Below are 17612 nucleotides of genomic sequence, written 5' to 3'. Positions count from 1 at the left end.
GCGATGCAATTCGATGTGCGGGGCTTCCGCCCGGGCGAAGGCGTGGTGCGCCTCGTGGTCGAGGCCGACGACCTGCCCATGGCCACGCAGCGCGCGCGCGCGCAGGGCCTGGCGGTGCTGTCGGCCGCGCCGCAGCGCAGCCTGCTGCGCCTGCCTGGCGTGCATGGCCTGCCTGCCCTGCGCCTGCGCCGCGCGCCGCGCTTTCCGCTGCTGCAGCTCACGCTGGAACTCATGGCCCTGCTGCAGGCCGGCCTCTCGCTGCCCGAGACGCTGGACACACTGCTGGAGAAGGAGACCCGCGGCGACGTGCGCCCCGTGCTGGCCGCCATGCGCGCGCGCATGTTCGAGGGCCAGTCGTTCTCGCGCGTGCTGGCCGAGCTGCCCCAGGCCTTCCCGGTGCTCTACGTGACCACCGTGCGCGCCTCCGAGCGCAGCGGCGACCTGGTCGAATCGCTGGCGCGCTATGCCGACTACCACGAGCGGCTGGACCTGGTGCGCAAGAAGGTGGTGTCGGCCTCGATCTACCCGGTCGCGCTGCTGCTGCTGGGCGGGCTGGTGGTGTTGTTCCTGCTGGGCTACGTGGTGCCGCGCTTCTCCAGCATCTACGCCGAGTCGGGCCGCGACCTGCCCTGGATGTCGATGCTGCTGCTGCGCTGGGGCCAGGGCATGCAGGCGCACGGCGCGGCCATCGGCGCCGCGCTGCTCGTGCTCGCGGTGCTGGCCGCCGCCACGGCGCGCCGGCTGCTGCCCCGCTTCGTGGCGCTGCTCACGCGCATCCCGGCCGTGGGCGCGCGGCTGGCCACCTACCACCTGGCGCGCTTCTACCGCTCGCTGGGCATGCTGCTGCGCGGCGGCACGCCCATCGTGCCGGCCCTGGGCATGGTGGCCGGCCTGCTGCCGCTGCACATGCAGCAGGGCCTGGCGCGCGCCACGCAGCAGGTCCGTGAAGGCATCGTGCTGTCGGACGCCATGGCCGCCGCGGGCCTGACCACGCCCGTGGCCGCACGCATGCTGCGCGTGGGCGAGAACAGCGGCGACATGGCCGCCATGATGGAGCGCATCGCCGGCTTCCACGACGAGGAACTCGCGCGCTGGATCGAGTGGTTCACCAAGCTGTTCGAGCCCGTGCTGATGGCCGTGATCGGTGTCGTCATCGGCGCCATCGTCATCCTGATGTACCTGCCGATCTTCGAGCTGGCGGGGAGCCTGGGATGAGCTTGGTGCCGGGCCGTCCCCAGCAAGTGCGCGCACGTCTGGCCGAACAGGCCGCAGGCCGAAGGCTGCACCCATGAACGCCGCGCTGCCCCTGCCGCCGTTCGCGGCGCGCGAGATCGCGCAGGCGCGCGTGCTGGCCGCCGAGCGCGGCGCCACCGTGGTGCGCATGCTCGAGGAACTGTCCGGCGACGCGCCCGAGCGCTTCGCCGCGCGGCTGGCGGCCAGCCTGCACTACCCGCTGGCGCGCATCGCCGACCTGCATGCCTGGCAGCCGGCCTTCGACGCCCTGCCCTTCGCCGACTGCCACGCGCTGCAGATGCTGGCCATGCGCGACGGCAGCGGCGCGCTGCTGCTGGTGCTGGGCGACCCGTTCGACGACACGCGCTGCGCGCGCGCCCAGCATGCGCTGGTCCAGCCGGCGCGCTGGGTGCTGGCGCATCCGGGCGACATCGCCGCCCGGCTGGCACGGCACGAGGAAGGCCTGTCGGCGCTGGAGCAGCTGCAGATCGCCGCCGGCACCGGCGTGGCCGCCGGCAGCGAGGCGGAAGACCTGTCGTTCCACAGCATCGCCGAGGGCGGCAGCGCCGTGGTGCGCCTGGTGCGCTCCACGCTGTACGACGCGCTCAAGGCCAACGCCTCGGACATCCACCTGGAGACGGGCGCCAGCGGCCTGGCGATCAAGTACCGCATCGACGGCGTGCTCGTGGCCGTGCGCAGCGACGAGGGCATGGAGCTGGCCGAGCAGGTGATCTCGCGCATCAAGGTGATGGCGCAGCTGGACATCGCCGAGCGCCGCATTCCGCAGGACGGGCGCTTCACCGTGGCCGTGCGCGGCCGCGAGATCGACCTGCGCGTGTCCATCATGCCGTCCATCTTCGGCGAGGACGCGGTGCTGCGCATCCTGGACAAGCAGCAGCTGGCCGACGCCGCGCGCGGCCTCACGCTGGACAGCCTGGGCTTCGGCGCGCCGGCCCGCCGCACCATCCGCCGCCTGGCCGGCGAGCCGCACGGCATGCTGCTCGTGACCGGCCCCACCGGCAGCGGCAAGACGACCACGCTGTACGCCGCGATCTCGGAGATCAACCATGGCCACGAGAAGATCGTGACCATCGAGGACCCGGTGGAGTACCAGCTGCCCGGCGTGCTGCAGATCCCCGTGAATGAGAAGAAGGGGCTGACGTTTGCGCGCGGCCTGCGCTCCATCCTGCGGCACGACCCCGACCGCGTGATGGTGGGCGAGATCCGCGATGCCGAGACCGCGCAGATCGCGATCCAGGCCTCGCTGACCGGCCACCTGGTGTTCACCACCGTGCACGCCAACAACGTGTTCGACGTGCTGGGCCGCTTCGCCCACATGGGCATCGACGCCTACAGCTTCACGGCCGCGCTGAACGGCATCGTGGCGCAGCGTCTGGTCCGCCGCAACTGCCCGCACTGCAGCGTGCCCGTGCAGCCCGGGGTCGAGCAACTGGCCGACGCGGGCCTGGCCGGCCAGGACCTCTCGTCCTTCCGCTTCATGGCCGGGCAGGGCTGCGGCCAGTGCCGCGCCACCGGCTACCTGGGCCGCGTGGCGATTGCCGAGATCCTGGTGATGACCGACGAACTGGCCGAACTCATCATCACGCGCCAGCCCGTGCGCGTGCTCAAGGAGACTGCGCGCCGCAACGGCACGCGGCTGCTGCGCGATGCCGCGCTCGACCTGTTGCGCATGGGCGCGACCAGCCTGCAGGAGGTAGACCGTGTCACGACCGCCGTGGCGTGAGCAGGCCGCCGTCTGGCTGGCGCCCTCGCAGGTCGGCCTGGCGCTGCAGCGGCGCGGCTGGCGCAGGTCGGTCGCGCACCACCAGCAGGCCGTGGACGGACCGGACGGCGCCGACGCCGCGCTGCGCGCGCTGGCGCAGCTGGCGGGCACGGCCGCGCCGCGCCGCGCGCACGCGCGCATCGTGGTCTCCAGCCGCTTCGTGCGCACCACGCTGCTGCCCGACGCCCGCGTGCTGCGTGGCACGGCCGAGCGCCGCGTGGCCGCGCGCGAACTGCTGCGCGGCGTGCACGGCGACGCGGTCGACGGCTGGGACCTGGCGGTGGATGGCGCGGCCGGCCCCGGCATGCCCGCCGCCGCGCTCGACACGGGCTGGCTGCAGCGCCTGCAGCAACAGGCGCTGCAGGCCGGGCTGCGCGCCGTGTCGGTGCGCCCGCTGCTGGCGCTGGCCGCCGCGCAGGCCTGGCCGCGCCTGGCCGGCCGCCACGCCTGGCTGCTGGTCACCGAGGCCGACGGCGCGCTGCTGGCGCGCATCGACCCGGCACAGGGTTGGCAAAGCCTGCGCAGCCTGCCCTTCGACGCCATGCAGGGCGCGGACGCGCTGGCGCCCTGGCTCGCGCGCTGCGCGCTGCTCGATGGCCTGGAGCCCGCAGACCTGCCGCTGGTGCACGTGGCCTGGCAGGGCCTGGCGCCGGCCGACCCACTGGCGCCGCCGGCACCGCTGCAACTGGCCGGCTGGCAGGCCCACACCCTCGCACTGACGGGCGCGGACATCTGACATGGCATTGCGCGCACCCGAGCTCGAGTTCCTGCCGCCATCGCCCTGGGCCCGCTGGTGGGGCCACGGCGTGCTGGCCCTCGGCCTGGCGGCCTGCGCGCTGGTGGGGCTGCGCCACAGCCAGGCGGCCGATGCCCAGGCCGCTGCGCTCGCCCGGCTGCAGCCGCAAGCCAGCGCCGCACGCGCGGCGGCGCCGATGCCGCACGCGCTGGCCGCCGAGATCGCGGCCGCGCAGGCGGTGGCCGCCACGCTGGCCGTGCCCTGGGACGCCTGGTTCCGCGCGCTCGAATCGGTCAGCGTGCCCGGCGTGGTGCTGACCGCGCTGCAGCCCGAGGGCGGCAGCCGGCGCGCGCGCGTGGGCGGCCAGGCCACGGACCTGGCCCAGGTGCTGGCCTACATGGCGCGGCTCGAACAGGCGCCCGGCTTCCGCCAGGTGCTGCTGGTGGACCATGCGCTGCAGGAAGACGCGGGCGCGCAGCCGCTGCGCTTCACGCTGACGGCCGAATGGGAGGCGCCATGACGACGGGCCGCCTGGCACTGGCCGGCGTGCTGCTGCTGGCGCTGGCGGCCGCCGCGGAAGTGGCGCTGGTGGGCCCGCTGCGCGCCGAGCAGGCCGCGCTCGCAGCCGTGGTGCCACCGGCACCGCGGGCCGATGCGGCGCAGGCCGCACCAGCCGCGCAGCTGGCGCAGTTCCAGGCCGCGTTCCCGCCGCTGGAGGCGCTGCCCGAGGCGCTGGCCGCGCTGGACGGCGCGGCGCGCGAAGCCGGCGTGCCGCTGCGCGCGGCCGAGTACCGGCTGGAGCAGCGCGCCGACGACCCACGCCTGGCGCGCTACCGCATCGCGCTGCGCACCACGGGCGACTACGCGCAGATCCGCGGCTTCCTGGGCCGGCTGCTGGAGCGCAACGCCTTCGTCGCGCTCGACGACGTGCAGTTCCGCCGCGCGGCCGACGCCACGCTCGAGGCCGACCTGCGGCTGTCGCTCTACCTGCGCCGCTGAACGCCATGGCCCTGTCGACCCGCCAGCGCTGGATGCTCTATAGCTTGGCCGCCCTGCTCACGGGCGCGGCCATGCTGGCCGTGCAGCCGCAGGAAGAGGCGGGCGCGCCGGCCGCCAGCCTGCCTGCAACGCGGCCAGCCCGCGCCGCGCCTGCGGAGCCCGGGCCCGCGGCCACGCTGGAGGTGCCGCAGCGCCCCTACGCCGGCGCCGGCCGCAGCCCCTTCGGCGAGCCGGCCCTGGCCGCTGCGGCTGCCGCACAGGCGGCCGCCGCAGCAGCTGCTGCGGCAACGCCGCCCGTGGTGGCCGCCGCCCCCTTGCCCACCGCCGCAGCAGCGCTGCCCTTCCGCTTCCTGGGCCGCTGGACCGAGGACGGCGTGAGCACCGTGTTCCTCGCGCACGGCCCGCGCCAGCTCGCGGCCGTGGCCGGCCGCCACCTCACACCCGACTACCTGGTCGAGCACATCGGCACGCGCGAACTGCGCCTGCTGCATGTGCCGACCGGCACCCGCCATGCGCTGGCCCTGGTGGCCAGCCCAGGCGCCAGCGCGCCAGCGGCCGGACCGGCGCCCGCCGCGGCCGACACCGAGGAGCAGAACTAGTGACATCGCCCCACAGCGCCAACCGCGCGCATGCCCCCCAGCCGCACTGGCGCTGGCCTGCCCTGGTGCTGCTGGCACTGCTGGCGGCCTGTGCCTCGCCGCGCGAGGCCTCCGTGCAGTCGGCCCAGCAGCTGATCGCCGCCGGCCAGGTGGAGGCCGGCCTGGCGCAGCTGGAACGCGCGGCGCGCACGCCGCCACTGGACCCGAACGCCTACAACGCCTACGTGCTGCAACGCGACTCGTTGGTGGGCGTCGTCGTGCGCGACGGCGACGCCGCCCGCGCGGCCGGCGCGCTGGACATCGCCGAGGACCGGTACCGCACCGCGCTGCGCATGGACCCGGCCTCGGTGGTGGCGCAGGGCGGCATCCAGGCCGTGCAGGCCGACCGCGCGCACCGCGTGTCCGTGGCCGAGGCCGAGCGCCTGCTGGCCGCGGGCGACCTGGACGGTGCCGACCGTATCGCGCGCAGCGTGCTCGCGCGCGACTCGCGCCAGCGCGGCGCCGAGGCGGTGGTGCGCGGCGTGACCGAGCGGCGCCGGCTGCTGGAACAGAAGGAACCGCAGCTGCGCCAGGCCATGGCGCGGCGCCTCACGCTGGAGCTGCGCGACGTGCCGCTGGCCACGATCTTCGAGATCCTGTCCAACCACGGCGGGCTCAACTTCGTGCTGGACAAGGACGTCAAGGGCGACCAGCGCACCACCATCTTCGTGCGCGACACCAGCCTGTACGACGTGCTGGGCGTGCTGCTGCAGACCAACCAGCTCGAGCGCAAGCTGCTCAACGACAACACGCTGATCGTCTACCCCAACACCCAGGCCAAGCAGCGCGAGTACCAGGAGCTCGTGATGCGCAGCTTCTACCTGGCCAATGCCGACGCCAAGCAGACCGCCGCGATGATCCGCGCGCTGGTCAAGACGCGCGACCTGTTCGTCGACGAGCGGCTGAACCTGGTGATCATGCGCGACACGCCCGAGGCCATCCGCCTGGCCGAGCAGCTGGTGGCCACGCAGGACCTGGGCGAGCCCGAGGTGATGCTGGAGCTGGAGGTGCTGGAGATCGCCTCCAGCGTGGCGCAGGAGATCGGCCTGCGCTTTCCCGAGCAGATCGTCGGCCGCATCCCGGGCAGCAACGGCACCACGTCGGACGGCCTGGTGCAGCTGGGCAGCGGCGGCCTGCGCGCGTTCACGGCCAACCCGCTGCTGATCCTGAACCTGCGCCAGAGCGACGGCGGGGCCAACCTGCTGGCCAACCCGCGCATCCGCGTGCGCAACCGCGAGAAGGCCAAGGTGCACATCGGCGAGAAGGTGCCCGTGATCACCACCACCTCCACCGCCAACGTGGGCGTGTCCTCGGCCGTGAGCTACCTGGAAACCGGCCTGAAGCTGGACGTGGAACCCAACGTCTACCTGGAGGACGAGGTCGCCATCAAGGTGCAGCTGGAGGTCTCCAACATCCTCTCGCAGCTCAACATCTCGGGCACCGTGGCCTACCGGCTGGGCACGCGCAACGCCACCACCACGCTGCGCCTGCGCGACGGCGAGACCCAGGTGCTGGCCGGCCTCATCAACAACGAGGACCGCCAGAGCATGGCCAAGCTGCCCGGTGCGGCCGAGCTGCCCGTGCTGGGCCGGCTGTTCCGCAACAACGACCAGACGGTGGCCAAGACCGAGATCGTGCTGCTGGTCACGCCGCGCGTGCTGCGCAACGTGCGCCGGCCGGAGACGGTGCAGAGCCAGTTCGCCTCGGGCACCGAGGCCGTGCCGGGCCGCGTGCCGCTGCGCTTTCGCGACGGCTCGGCCATGGCCCTGACACCGCCTGCCGCAGCCGCGGCCACCGCCACGCCGGCCGGCCAGGCCGCTGCTGCCGCGCCGGTGGCCGAAGCCCCGGCAGCGCTGGGCGTGCAGGTGCCGGCGCAGGTCGGCATCGGCGAGGAATTCAGCGTGCAGCTGTCGCTGCCCGATGGCAACCAGGCCATCAGCACGCGCGTGCAGCTGCGCTACGACCCGGCGCTGCTCGCGCCCGTGGGCGGCACGGCCGATGCCAGCGTGGAGCTGTCGTCCTCCGGCGTGGCCGGCGTGGCCGCGCCGCCCGCCACGGTGCGCATGCGCGTGCTGGCCAAGGCGCCCGGCCAGGCCGAGATCGGCTTCGACGTGGCCAGCGCCAACCTGCCGGTGCAGGCGCCGCCGCCCGTGCAGATCGGCATCGTGGTTCGATGAGCGCAGCGCCGGGCCGCCCCAAGCAAGCGCGCGCCCCCTCGGGGGGCAGCGAACCTCGCGCAGCAGGGAGCGTGGGGGCCACATTCCAGCGCGGCTTCACGCTGGTCGAGCTGGTGGTCACGGTGGCCATCGTCGGCGTGCTGGCGGCCATGGCCTTGCCGCTGGCCGAACTCGCGGTGCAGCGCAGCAAGGAGGCCGAGCTGCGCAGCGCGCTGCGCCAGATCCGCCAGGCCATCGACGACTACAAGCGCGCCACCGAGGCCGGCAGCGTGCCGCGCGCGAGCGATGCCACGGGCTACCCGCCCACGCTGGAGGCGCTGGTGGCCGGCGCCACCAACGCGCGCGACCCGCAGGGCCGGCCCGTGCGCTTCCTGCGCCGCGTGCCGCCCGACCCCTTCTTCACGGGCGAAGGCAGCGTGCCCGCGGCGCAGACCTGGGGCCTGCGCAGCTACGCCTCGCCGGCCGACCAGCCCCAGCCCGGCAAGGACGTGTACGACGTGCACTCGCTGTCCGAGCGCACGGGCCTGAACGGCCGCCCGTACCGGGAGTGGTGACATGACGCCACCCCGTTTGAATGGCTCACTTCGTGTAGCCATTCCATCCCCCTCCAGGGGCGCCGCCAGCGGCCGGGCAGAGCCCGTTCCGCGGCGTCTGCTGGCATGGCCTGCTCCGCGGCCGCTTGAACAGCGGCTTGCGGATCGGGTCCATGCGGAGAAGACGGCGCACCGTGCGCGTGCATATCGCCACGTTCTGCGCGGCTTCACGCTGGTCGAACTGCTGGTGGTCATGGCCATCCTGGCCACGCTGCTGTCGATCGCCGCGCCGCGCTATTTCGGCGCGGTCGAGCATGCGCGCGAGAACGCGCTGCGCCAGTCGCTCGCGGTGATGCGCGACAACATCGACAAGTTCTACGCCGACACCGGCCGCTACCCGGAAGACCTGGCCGAACTCGTGCGCCGGCGCTACCTGCGCGCACTGCCGACGGACCCCTACACCGACAGCACCGAGAGCTGGATCTTCGTGCCGCCGCCGGCCGCCGCCGACGGCCGCGCCGCGCCGGGCCGCGTGTACGACGTGCGCAGCGGCGCGCCGGGCAAGACGCGCGGCGGCACCGAGCTGTCCACGCTATGAGCGCAGCGCCGGGGCGGACAACAGGCCGCAGGTCGAAGGGTGCTCCCGTGAGCCGGTGCGGTGGCCAGCGCGGCTTCACCTACCTGGGCCTGCTGCTGGCAGTCGCGCTGCTGGGCGCGGGCCTGGCGGCCACCGGCAGCCTGTGGAGCGTGCACGCCCAGCGCGAGCGCGAAGCCGAGCTGCTGTTCGCGGGCGACCAGATCCGCATGGCGATCAAGCGCTACTACGAGGACGTGCCACTGGGCCAGCAGCACCGCTTTCCGCAGCGGCTGGACGATCTGCTGCTGGACAAGCGCTGGCCCACCACGCAGCGCCACCTGCGCCGCATCTACCTCGACCCGGTGACGGGTGGCGACTGGGTGCTGGTGCCGGCACCCAGCGGCGGCATCCTGGGCGTGCACAGCCGCTCGACGGCCGTGCCGCTCAAGCGCCAGGGCTTCGGCCGCTTCGACACGGCCTTCGAAGATGCCGCCACCCTGGCCGACTGGCGCTTCGTCTACCGCGTGGCCGAGGAAGACGGCGCCGAAGCCACGCAGCCGGCCGCGCCCGGCGCCTTGCCCACGGTGCCGCTGTCGGCGCTGCCGCAGTTCCGCGCCGGCAGCCCGTCGAGCGCGAGGTAGGTCGCGCCGTCGGCGGCTTCGGCCACGAAGGCGATGCGCTCGCCCACCGCGACGAAGCCGCGCGGGAAGGCACCGGGTGCACCGGCGCGCTCGTCGCGCAGCAGCTGCACGTCCTGCGGCTGTCCGCGCGTCTGCCAGACCTCCATGCCCAGGCGGCCGTCGTCGGCCGCGAACACGATGCGCTCGCCCAGCCGCGTGAACGCCCAGGCGTTGGAATGGCCAGGGCCGCTGTGGATGTCGGCCAGCAGCCGCGTGCCCGCGGCCGTACCGTCGCTGATCCAGGGCTCCACGCCGTGCACGCCGTCGTAGGCCGCGAACACCACCTGATCGCCCAGCGCGGTGAGGTGGCTGGGCAGCGCATTGGCGGGGCCGGGGCGGATGTCGGCCACCAGGGCCGTGCCGGCGGCGCTGCCGTCGCTGCGCCACAGCTCGATGCCGTGGCGGCCGTCGTCGGCAGCGAACCAGAGCCAGCGGCCGGCCTGCACCAGGTGGCGCGGCTGCGCGCTGTCGCGGCCAGGGCGGATGTCGGCGACCAGCTGGGTGCCGGCCGGCGTGCCGTCGCTGCGCCACAGTTCGCGGCCGTGGCGGCCGTCGTCGGCGGTGAAGAACAGCGTGTCGCCCACGCGCGTGAGCTGCTCGGGGTTGGCGTCGCCGTCGGCGCGGATGTCCAGCACGCGGCGGGTGCCGCTGGCCGTGCCGTCGCTGCGCCACAGCTCGGTGCCGCCCTCGGCGTCGTTGGCGCTGAACAGCAGGGCGCCGCCGAGCACCGTGAGCTGGCGCGGCAGGCCGCCCGGCGCGCCGGGGTGGATGTCGGCCACCAGGTGCGTGGTCTCGGCCGTGCCCTGGGTGCGCCACAGCTCGAAGCCGTGGCGCCCGTCGTCGGCCGAGAAGTACAGCGCGTCGCCGAAGGCCACGAAGCCGTTGGGCAGCGAGCCCTCGGGCCCCGCGCGCAGATCGGCCACGCGCGCCGTGCCCTCGGTGCTGCCGTCGCTGCGCCACAGCTCCAGCCCGTGCTGGCCGTCATCGGCCGCGAAGTAGGCGTGGCCGCGCCACAGCGTGAGCCCGCTCGGGTGCGAACCCAGCGGCCCGGGCCGGATGTCGCGCACCAGGCGGCGGCTGCCGTCGCGCGGGTCGACGGCCCACAGCTCGGCGCCATGGCCGCCGTCGCCGGCATCGGCCGCCAGCAGCAGCGTGCCGTCCGGCAGCGCGACCATGCCGCCAGGATGGCGCAGCGGCGCCGGGTCGGCCTGCGCCGCGCCGTGCAGCACGGCAAGGCCGGCCGCCAGCACCGCCAGGCGCGCCCACGGGCGGCGCCAGTACCGGCCTTGTCCAGCCATGCTCAACGGCAGAACGGCACCAGGCCCATGGCCGACTTGATGCCGGCCACGATGTGCTTCTGGAACTCGGCCGCGCCGCGGAACGTGGACGTGTCGGCCGCGAATGCGCCGCCGTCGTGGCCCAGCGTGGTCACCCAGGAGCGGCCGCCGTCGTAGTACTGGCACCACGACACGGGATGGAAGCTGCCGTGGCCCGGGTGCGTGCCGCGCTTGGTGGCCAGCGAGTTGGTGTCCACCGTCAGCAGGAACTTCACGTTGGTCGGGAACGGCATCAGCGTGTACCACTCGTCCTTGAAGCCGAAGTTGTCGGGCAGCATCTCGGTGGATGCGTCGTTCTTGTTGACCACCTGCACCGTGCCGTCCTGGTTGGCGCCGTGGTCGTAGAAGTTGGCGTTGCCCAGCAGGCCTTCGTAGTAAGGCCAGTTGTATTCGGTGCCGAAGGCGTTGTGGATGCCGACGAAGCCGCCGCCGCGGCGCATGTACTGGCGCAGCGCGTGGCGTGCGGCGTCCAGCTGCGTGCCGCCCGAGGCGGTCTTGCTGTGGTCCCACAGCGCGTCGCGCGTGGGGCTGGCGAAGATGATGGCCTTGTAGCCGTTCAGGCTGGTCATGCGGGCCACGTCCTCGGTCCAGTCGGCCGTGATGCCCTCGGCGGCCAGCAGGCGGATCAGGCCGTTCTGCACGGCATTGGCGGCCACCAGCGGCGGGTTCAGGCCGGCGGCCAGCGCCGGGCCCAGGTTCCCTCGGCGGCCAGCAGGCGGATCAGGCCGTTCTGCACGGCATTGGCGGCCACCAGCGGCGGGTTCAGGCCGGCGGCCAGCGCCGGGCCCAGGTTGGCGTGGCGCGGGCCGGCCGTGCGCGAGTAGATCAGCACCTTGTTGGGCGTGCTGGCGAACGCGCCCCAGTCGTTGTAGCAGCTCGGGTCGGTGCCGCGGCAGACCTTGTAGTAGGGGTCGAGGCTGCCCGGGGCGGGCGCGCCGGTCTGGGCCTGGGCGGTGCCGGCCAGGAACAGGGCGGCGGCGGCGCCGAGGGCGCGGGTCATACGGGACATGGTGTTTCCTTGGATCGAAAGATTGAAAGCCGGACGGGGCGCGCTCATTTGCAGAACGGCACCAGGCCCATGGCCGACTTGATGCCGGCCACGACGTGCTTCTGGAATTCGGCAGCGCCCGGGAAGGTCGAGGTGTCCTGCGCGAAGGCGCCGGCGTCGTGGCCCAGCGTGGTCACCCAGGAGCGGCCGCCGTCGTAGTACTGGCACCACGACACCGGGTGCATCTTTCCGTGGCCCGGGTGCGTGCTGCGCTTGGTGGCCAGCGAGTTGGTGTCCACCACCATCAGGAACTTCACGTTCGTCGGATACGGCATCAGCGTGTACCACTCGTCCTTGAAGCCCCAGCTGGCCGGCAGCATGGAGGTGGAGCTGTCGGTCTTGTTGACCACGCGCACGGTGCCGTTCTGGTTGGCGCCGTGGTCGTAGAAGTTGGCATTGCCCAAGAGGCCTTCGTAGTAAGGCCAGTTGTATTCCGTGCCGAAGGCGTTGTGGATGCCCACGAAGCCGCCACCGCGGCGCATGTACTGGCGCAGCGCATGGCGCGCGGCATCGAGCTGGGTGCCGCCGGCCGCGCTCTTGGCGTGGTCCCACAGCGCGTCACGCGTGGGGCTGGCGAAGATGATGGCCTTGTAGCCGTTCAGGCTGGTCATGCGGGCCACGTCCTCGGTCCAGTCGGCCGTGATGCCCTCGGCGGCCAGCAGGCGGATCAGGCCGTTCTGCACGGCATTGGCGGCCACCAGCGGCGGGTTCAGGCCGGCGGCCAGCGCCGGGCCCAGGTTGGCATGGCGCGGGCCGGCCGTGCGCGAGTAGATCAGCACCTTGTTGGGCGTGTTGGCGAACGCGCCCCAGTCGTTGTAGCAATTGGGGTTGGTGCCGCGGCAGGCGTTGTACTGCGTGTCGAGGCTGCCCGGCGCGGGCGCGCCCTGCTGGGCATAGGCCGCGGGCGCGAGGCCTGCGCCCGCCAGCGCCAAGGCGCAGGCGAGCATGCGGCTGCCGCCCTGGCCATCGATTCTTCGATGCATGGAGTTAATCCTTCAGAGAAATGAGAAAACGAAGCTGCGCCTGTCCAAATAGGCGAATCTTCAGAACCTGGCGTGGCGCTCAGGTGCTGTGCATCTTGGCTGGACGAATATGTCTCCCCCTTTCGTTATTCGCCTGATTTCAGAGAATCAAAGCATGTGGAATACTTTTCCAATCCTGTTGCAAAAAGCCACGAGCGTCAAGAGGGGAAGCATGGAAAGATCTTCCACCAAGCCTCGCTAGACTCGCATGCCACCAATTTTTTGTGTCTTGACAATGGGTTGGGACGAAGGGGGCTTGTAGATTCAACGACTTGGAGTGTTTATGCGTTTTTCCAGAATGAAAAAGCTGGCCGCCGCCGGATTGCTGGCAGCGGGTGCCGTCGTGGCACAGGCCGGCGTGGTGACCAGCACGCTCGCAGATTTCAGTAGCCCAGACAGCGTGTGGTCGTCCTGGCCACTGAGCCTGAATGTCGGCCAATTCAATTTCTCGACCGGCGGCAATATCATTTCGGCCACGTTGAGCGGTACCTTCGGCAATGGCTTTTCCAGCACGACGACCGAGGTGCTCATCTATGGCGACGGCGTGGAAGTGGCCTATTGCTCGCTGTGGGACGACTGCTCGAACAACAGCGAAGTCAGCCCGCCGACCGCCTGGAGCTACTCCTTCACGGGCGCCGAACTGGCGCTGCTGCAGGACGGCGCACTGGACCTGTCCGTCAGCAAGGAGTACCTGGGCTACGTGAACCTGGGCAGCCTGACGCTGACCCTGGTCAACGACGTGCCCGAGCCCGCCAGCGCCGCCCTGCTGCTGGCCGGCCTGGCCGGCCTGGGCTGGTCGCGCCGCGCCCGCCGCCCGAAGGCCTGAAACGCAAGGCCCGGCAGTGCCGGGCCCTCTCTTCACGACGGCCCCCGCGCCTGCAGGCACGGGGGCCGTTGCGCATTCAGGCGCGGCGCCGGCGCAGGCCCACCAGCGCCGCGAGGCCGGCGCCGATCAGGGCCAGGCTGCCCGGTTCGGGCACTTCGCTGGGGCCCTGGGCGCTGGCTTCGGCGCTGGCCGTGCCGGTCAGGTCGTAGTAGCCCAGCTGGCCGGCGGCCAGGGCCACCTCGACGACCCAGGTGCCACTGGCCACGGCCATGCCGCTCACGGCGTCGAACGAGAACAGCTCCTCGTCCAGGAAGTTGTCCGAGCTGCCGTCGTACGCGCCAGCCCGCAGCGACAGGAAGGCATGGCCGTAGTCGGCCAGCGGGTCGGACGCGTCGCCCTGCACCTCGATGCGCCAGCCGATGGTGAACGTGACGGTGCCGTCGTCGGTCAGGCTGAACACGCCGGCCTGGTTGCCGTAGGCGCGGCTGATGTGGGATGGCAGGTCGATGGGCAGCAGGTCGGTGCGGGTGGCCTGCGCGTTGCCCTGCAGCGTCTGCGTGCCGGTGGCGGCCGAAGCGCTGGCATACGCCGTCGACGCCGAGAGGGCCTGGCTGGACCAGTTGGTCCAGTCGTTGGCCACGCTGTCGTAGCCCAGCGTGCCGCCGGCGGAGGCGGCCTCGGTGTCCAGGCGCTGGTACTGCCCGTCGGTGGTCCAGGCCAGGGTGCCGCTGGAGACGCTGTAGCCGAAGCTGGTGGTGTCGAAACGGGCGATGGCCGCGTGGCTGGTGGCGGCGCCGAGCGTGAGGGCCAGGGCCAGGCCGAGCGAGGTGATGCGGTGGTTCAAGTCATGTCTCCGGTGGGATCAGGAAAGTGCGCCCCACCGCCATCCGGCGGCGGGGCTTCGGGGGCTGTCAATACACGACGACCTTGCCGGTCGAGCGCGGGTCGGTGCAGTCGTTGTAGAAGTACTCGCCGCGTTCGCTGAACGTGTACTGGAACGACTGGCCCGGTGCCAGCGGGCCAGCGTTGAACAGGCCTTCGAAGAACTGCGTGGCGCAATGCTGCTTGGCATTGGTGGCCGGGTTGTGGAAGGTCACCGTGGTGCCCACCGGCACGCGCAGGTGCTGCGGTGCCATCGCGTTCGTGCCGCCGGCTTCGGCCCCGCCGACCTGGCCGCCGCTCCACTGGCGCGCCAGCGTGACGGTGTTGTTCACGACGCTGCCCTCCACCGCGGCTGCCGAGATGGGCCGGCGGATGACGGGCTTGGTCGGCTCGGCCGCCTGCGGCACGGTGCCGCCGACCTTGAAGGCCCACAGGTGGTCGCCGCGCTGGGCCGAGTCACCGTAGGGGATGCCGGTGCCGCCGGCGTAGATCGCCATGTACTGCTCGCCGTTGACCTCGTAGGTGATGGGGCTGGCGCTGATCGCCGCGCCGGTCTGGAAGCGCCACAGCTCGCGGCCATTGAGCGCGTCCATGCCCAGCAGGTTGCCGTCGGGCTGGCCGATGAACAGCAGGTCGGAGGCCGTGGTCAGGATGCCGTTGCCGTGCGCGAGCGAGTACGGCATGTCCTTCTTCCAGCGGATCTTGTTGGTGGCCGGGTCGATGGCCACGATGCCGCCCGTCATCTCCGTGCCCAGCGGGCGCAGGCCGTTGCTGGCCTCGGTCAGCGAGTGGGCCGAGCTCACATAGCCGAAGCCGGTGTAGACCAGCTTGGTGCTGTGGCTGAAGGACACGTGGCTCCAGTCGCCGCCGCCGCCCTGGCCGGGGATGGACAGGACGGGTTCGTCCCAGTGCGCGGAATACAGGCAGCCGCGCTTGAAGTTGGGCACCGCGCGGGCCGGGCCACTGTCGGTCACGCACAGCGGCATCCAGGCGTCGCCGCGCGGATAGGGCTGGGTGGGCCAGGTGTTCTGGCGCGCATCCTGCGGCACGGGCTTCTCGTCGATGCCGATCAGCGGCGTGCCGTCGGTGCGGTCCAGGATGTACCACATGGCCGTCTTGCTGCCGTAGATCACGGCCTTGCGCGGCTGGCCCTTGACGGTCACGTCCGCCAGCACCGGCGCGTTGACGTTGTCCATGTCCCAGATGTCGTGGTGCACCGACTGGAAGTGCCACTTGTAGGCGCCGGTCTTGGCGTCGGTGGCGACGATGGAGTTGGCGAACAGGTTCTGGCCCGGGCGCTGCGAGCCGTCCTGCGAGGAGCCGCCGCGCGCGTTGCCGAAGGTCCAGTAGACGAGGTTGAGCTCGGGGTCCACGGCCGGGTGGATCCAGGGCGTGGCGCCGCTCTGCGGACCGCCGCCCCAGGTGTCGTAGCCGAACTCGCCGGGGCCGGGGATGCCGAAGAAATACCACTTGAGTGCGCCGTTGCTGGCATCCACCGCCAGCGCGGCACCGCGCGAGCCGTCGTTGGTGCCCAGGTAGAGCATGCCGTCGTGGTAGACCACGCCGACCTTGGCCACGTTGCCGTAGCCATTGATCTGCTTCTCCCAGACGACCTGGCCGGTGTCCTTGTTCAGCGCCACCACCGTGTTGCCGGTGGCGATGGTGTAGACCATGCCCTGGCCGATGGCCGGGCCGCGCCGCGTGATCGTGCCCTTGCCCGGATAGACCCATTTGGTCTGGCCGGTGACGCCATCGACCGCGTGCAGCTTGCCGAGCGCCGACTCGATGTAGAGCACGCCGTCCTTGACGATGGTCGTGCTCTGGTTGGTGCCGGTGGTGATGCCGCCTTCGATCTCGTTGAGCCAGATGGCGCCGAGCTGCTTGACGTTGGCCTTGTTGATCTGGCGCAGGGCCGAGTAATTCTGGTTGCCCAGGTTGCCGCCGACCTTCTCGACGTCGCGCGTGGTGGCCGTGCAGCAGCCGGGGGACTGGCTCGCGGGCTGCGCCAGCGCCGGCGGCGCGGCCGCCAGGACGCCCAGCGTCATGATCAGGGAAGGTAGAAGCGCAAGGCGCATGCAGGTCTCCGGTGGTTGTGAAAATGGCGGCCGGCACCGCACGCCGGCAGGCGTGCGGTGCCTGGGTCGGATCCGATGGAAGTCGGACCCAACTTGTCAGAAACTGTTTCCATATGGAATATGTTTCCATGTTAAGCGCCGACCCAGCTTTGGCACCTGGGGTAAACCTGTACGCAGTTCGGCCGAGCAGCGCGATGGCGGCGCAGCGCATGCGGTGTGGGCGCGTCCGGCTTCGGGTGACAATCCCGGCCATGAGCAGCCCCCTGGAACGTTCCCTGTCCGTCCTTGAATACCTGGCCGCGCGGCCGGAAGGCAAGGCCCTGTCGGCCGTCGCGCAGGACCTGGAACTGCCCCTGTCGGCCTGCCACCGGGTGCTGACCGAGCTGGTGCGCTGCGGCTACGTGCGCCAGATGCGCGACCACGGCGACTACGCGCTGACCACCAAGCTGGCCGCGCTGGGGCTGTCCTACCTGGGCGGCTCCGGCATCGTGGACATCGCCCAGCCCATCATCGACCGGCTGGCCGACGTGTCCGGCGAACTGGTGCGCCTGGCCATCGTCGACGGCGACCGGCTGACCTTCGTGGCCAAGGCCCAGGGTGCGCGCTTCGGGCTGCGCTACGACCCCGACATGGGCATCGACCTGCGCCTGTCGTGCAGCGCCGGCGGCCACGCCTGGCTCATGACGCTGAACGAGGAGCGCGCGCTGGAGCTCGTCGTGCGCCAGGGCTTCGGCGAGCCGGCCGCCTACGGCCCGCGCGCCCCGACCACCTGGAAGGCGCTGGAGCAGGTGCTGCAGGAAGACCGTGCGCGCGGCTTCTCGCTGATCGAGGAGGTCTACGCGCCCGGCATGAACGCCATGGCGGCACCGGTGCAGCGCCGCGGCGAGGACACCATCGGCGTGATCACCATCGCCGGCCCGGCGATCCGGCTGACGGGCCAGCGCATGCAGGAACTGGGCGCCGCGCTGGTGACCGCGGCCGGCGAGCTGGCCATGGCCAGCACGGCCTCGCCGATCTTCGTGCGGCAGGCCGCCGCACGCCAGGCTGCGGGCTGAGCGCCGCAGCG

The 17612-nt window shown here is 72.1% G+C and carries 18 protein-coding genes; 11 read left to right on the top strand and 7 right to left on the bottom strand.

Annotated features, from left to right (window positions below; translation table 11 throughout):
• Positions 1-3: 3 nt before the first annotated feature.
• The 9 genes from ASF44_RS05040 to ASF44_RS30825 all read left to right on the top strand — a co-directional run bounded on the left by ASF44_RS05040 (position 4) and on the right by ASF44_RS30825 (position 8697).
• The gene (locus tag ASF44_RS05040; protein ID WP_056898013.1) at positions 4-1215 is read left to right on the top strand and encodes a type II secretion system F family protein; all 1212 of its coding nucleotides are present in this window, start codon (positions 4-6) and stop codon (positions 1213-1215) included.
• Positions 1216-1288: 73 nt separating this feature from the next.
• Complete coding sequence (locus ASF44_RS05035) at positions 1289-2977, top strand: GspE/PulE family protein (RefSeq protein WP_056898012.1); 1689 nt, start codon at positions 1289-1291, stop codon at positions 2975-2977.
• Complete coding sequence (locus ASF44_RS05030; RefSeq protein ID WP_056898011.1) at positions 2955-3752, top strand: hypothetical protein; 798 nt, start codon at positions 2955-2957, stop codon at positions 3750-3752. Before ASF44_RS05035 ends, ASF44_RS05030 begins: the two co-directional genes overlap by 23 nt.
• Before the next feature lies 1 nt (position 3753).
• Positions 3754-4272, top strand: a complete 519-nt coding sequence (locus ASF44_RS05025) for a PilN domain-containing protein (protein ID WP_056898010.1) — start codon at positions 3754-3756, stop codon at positions 4270-4272.
• Positions 4269-4751 (top strand): hypothetical protein, encoded by a 483-nt coding sequence (locus ASF44_RS05020; RefSeq protein WP_056898009.1) that lies wholly within the window; start codon positions 4269-4271, stop codon positions 4749-4751. Before ASF44_RS05025 ends, ASF44_RS05020 begins: the two co-directional genes overlap by 4 nt.
• 5 nt (positions 4752-4756) lie before the next feature.
• On the top strand, positions 4757-5350 hold the full coding sequence (locus tag ASF44_RS05015) for a hypothetical protein (protein WP_056898008.1): 594 nt from the start codon (positions 4757-4759) through the stop codon (positions 5348-5350).
• Positions 5350-7566: a secretin N-terminal domain-containing protein gene (locus ASF44_RS05010; protein WP_056898007.1), complete on the top strand. Its 2217-nt coding sequence runs from the start codon at positions 5350-5352 to the stop codon at positions 7564-7566. Before ASF44_RS05015 ends, ASF44_RS05010 begins: the two co-directional genes overlap by 1 nt.
• 71 nt (positions 7567-7637) lie before the next feature.
• A complete protein-coding gene (locus tag ASF44_RS05005; RefSeq protein WP_056898006.1) occupies positions 7638-8120 on the top strand; it encodes a type II secretion system protein in 483 nt (160 codons plus the stop codon).
• A gap of 196 nt (positions 8121-8316) precedes the next feature.
• Positions 8317-8697, top strand: coding sequence for a type II secretion system protein (locus ASF44_RS30825; RefSeq protein ID WP_235579138.1), 381 nt, complete (start codon positions 8317-8319; stop codon positions 8695-8697).
• Positions 8698-9193: 496 nt separating this feature from the next.
• Here the strand turns inward: ASF44_RS30825 and ASF44_RS04995 are convergent, their stop codons facing one another.
• The 5 genes from ASF44_RS04995 to ASF44_RS32765 all read right to left on the bottom strand — a co-directional run bounded on the left by ASF44_RS04995 (position 9194) and on the right by ASF44_RS32765 (position 13294).
• The gene (locus ASF44_RS04995) at positions 9194-10654 is read right to left on the bottom strand and encodes an ELWxxDGT repeat protein (protein WP_056898004.1); all 1461 of its coding nucleotides are present in this window, start codon (positions 10652-10654) and stop codon (positions 9194-9196) included.
• Positions 10655-10656: 2 nt separating this feature from the next.
• A complete protein-coding gene (locus ASF44_RS32775) occupies positions 10657-11349 on the bottom strand; it encodes a ThuA domain-containing protein (RefSeq protein WP_056898003.1) in 693 nt (230 codons plus the stop codon).
• Positions 11350-11360: 11 nt separating this feature from the next.
• The gene (locus ASF44_RS32770) at positions 11361-11702 is read right to left on the bottom strand and encodes a hypothetical protein (protein WP_235579125.1); all 342 of its coding nucleotides are present in this window, start codon (positions 11700-11702) and stop codon (positions 11361-11363) included.
• 44 nt (positions 11703-11746) lie between these two features.
• A complete protein-coding gene (locus ASF44_RS04980; RefSeq protein ID WP_082524516.1) occupies positions 11747-12724 on the bottom strand; it encodes a ThuA domain-containing protein in 978 nt (325 codons plus the stop codon).
• Between the two features lie 303 nt (positions 12725-13027).
• A complete protein-coding gene (locus ASF44_RS32765; RefSeq protein ID WP_235579124.1) occupies positions 13028-13294 on the bottom strand; it encodes a hypothetical protein in 267 nt (88 codons plus the stop codon).
• Here ASF44_RS32765 and ASF44_RS32760 point away from each other — a divergent pair.
• The gene (locus ASF44_RS32760) at positions 13287-13589 is read left to right on the top strand and encodes a PEP-CTERM sorting domain-containing protein (protein WP_235579123.1); all 303 of its coding nucleotides are present in this window, start codon (positions 13287-13289) and stop codon (positions 13587-13589) included. The genes ASF44_RS32765 and ASF44_RS32760 overlap by 8 nt on opposite strands.
• A gap of 76 nt (positions 13590-13665) precedes the next feature.
• Here the strand turns inward: ASF44_RS32760 and ASF44_RS04970 are convergent, their stop codons facing one another.
• A complete protein-coding gene (locus tag ASF44_RS04970) occupies positions 13666-14433 on the bottom strand; it encodes a PEP-CTERM sorting domain-containing protein (protein ID WP_056897999.1) in 768 nt (255 codons plus the stop codon).
• Positions 14434-14500: 67 nt separating this feature from the next.
• Positions 14501-16516 carry a PQQ-binding-like beta-propeller repeat protein gene (locus ASF44_RS04965; protein WP_235579122.1) on the bottom strand — a complete coding sequence of 672 codons (2016 nt, stop codon included), beginning with the start codon at positions 16514-16516 and terminating at the stop codon, positions 14501-14503.
• Between the two features lie 281 nt (positions 16517-16797).
• Between ASF44_RS04965 and ASF44_RS04960 the strand changes: the two genes are divergently transcribed.
• Entirely contained in the window at positions 16798-17601 is an 804-nt protein-coding gene (locus tag ASF44_RS04960) for an IclR family transcriptional regulator (RefSeq protein ID WP_056897997.1), read from the top strand.
• Positions 17602-17612: the final 11 nt, after the last annotated feature.

The sequence above is a fragment of the Pseudorhodoferax sp. Leaf274 genome, from assembly GCF_001422445.1.
Lineage (GTDB): Bacteria > Pseudomonadota > Gammaproteobacteria > Burkholderiales > Burkholderiaceae_C > Pseudorhodoferax.
Note: the sequence above shows the minus strand (reverse complement) of the source record. Positions and strands in the feature narration are given on the sequence as shown.

What these genes read in the sequence shown, in the direction of transcription:
- ASF44_RS04995 (WP_056898004.1), bottom strand. Translation starts at nt 10,654, where the DNA reads ATGGCTGGACAAGGCCGGTACTGGCGCCGCCCGTGGGCGCGCCTGGCG.
- ASF44_RS05020 (WP_056898009.1), top strand. Translation starts at nt 4,269, where the DNA reads ATGACGACGGGCCGCCTGGCACTGGCCGGCGTGCTGCTGCTGGCGCTG.
- ASF44_RS04965 (WP_235579122.1), bottom strand. Translation starts at nt 16,516, where the DNA reads ATGACGCTGGGCGTCCTGGCGGCCGCGCCGCCGGCGCTGGCGCAGCCC.
- ASF44_RS05040 (WP_056898013.1), top strand. Translation starts at nt 4, where the DNA reads ATGCAATTCGATGTGCGGGGCTTCCGCCCGGGCGAAGGCGTGGTGCGC.
- ASF44_RS04980 (WP_082524516.1), bottom strand. Translation starts at nt 12,724, where the DNA reads ATGCATCGAAGAATCGATGGCCAGGGCGGCAGCCGCATGCTCGCCTGC.
- ASF44_RS05025 (WP_056898010.1), top strand. Translation starts at nt 3,754, where the DNA reads ATGGCATTGCGCGCACCCGAGCTCGAGTTCCTGCCGCCATCGCCCTGG.
- ASF44_RS05015 (WP_056898008.1), top strand. Translation starts at nt 4,757, where the DNA reads ATGGCCCTGTCGACCCGCCAGCGCTGGATGCTCTATAGCTTGGCCGCC.
- ASF44_RS32770 (WP_235579125.1), bottom strand. Translation starts at nt 11,702, where the DNA reads ATGTCCCGTATGACCCGCGCCCTCGGCGCCGCCGCCGCCCTGTTCCTG.
- ASF44_RS04960 (WP_056897997.1), top strand. Translation starts at nt 16,798, where the DNA reads ATGAGCAGCCCCCTGGAACGTTCCCTGTCCGTCCTTGAATACCTGGCC.
- ASF44_RS32765 (WP_235579124.1), bottom strand. Translation starts at nt 13,294, where the DNA reads ATGAGCACCTCGGTCGTCGTGCTGGAAAAGCCATTGCCGAAGGTACCG.
- ASF44_RS05035 (WP_056898012.1), top strand. Translation starts at nt 1,289, where the DNA reads ATGAACGCCGCGCTGCCCCTGCCGCCGTTCGCGGCGCGCGAGATCGCG.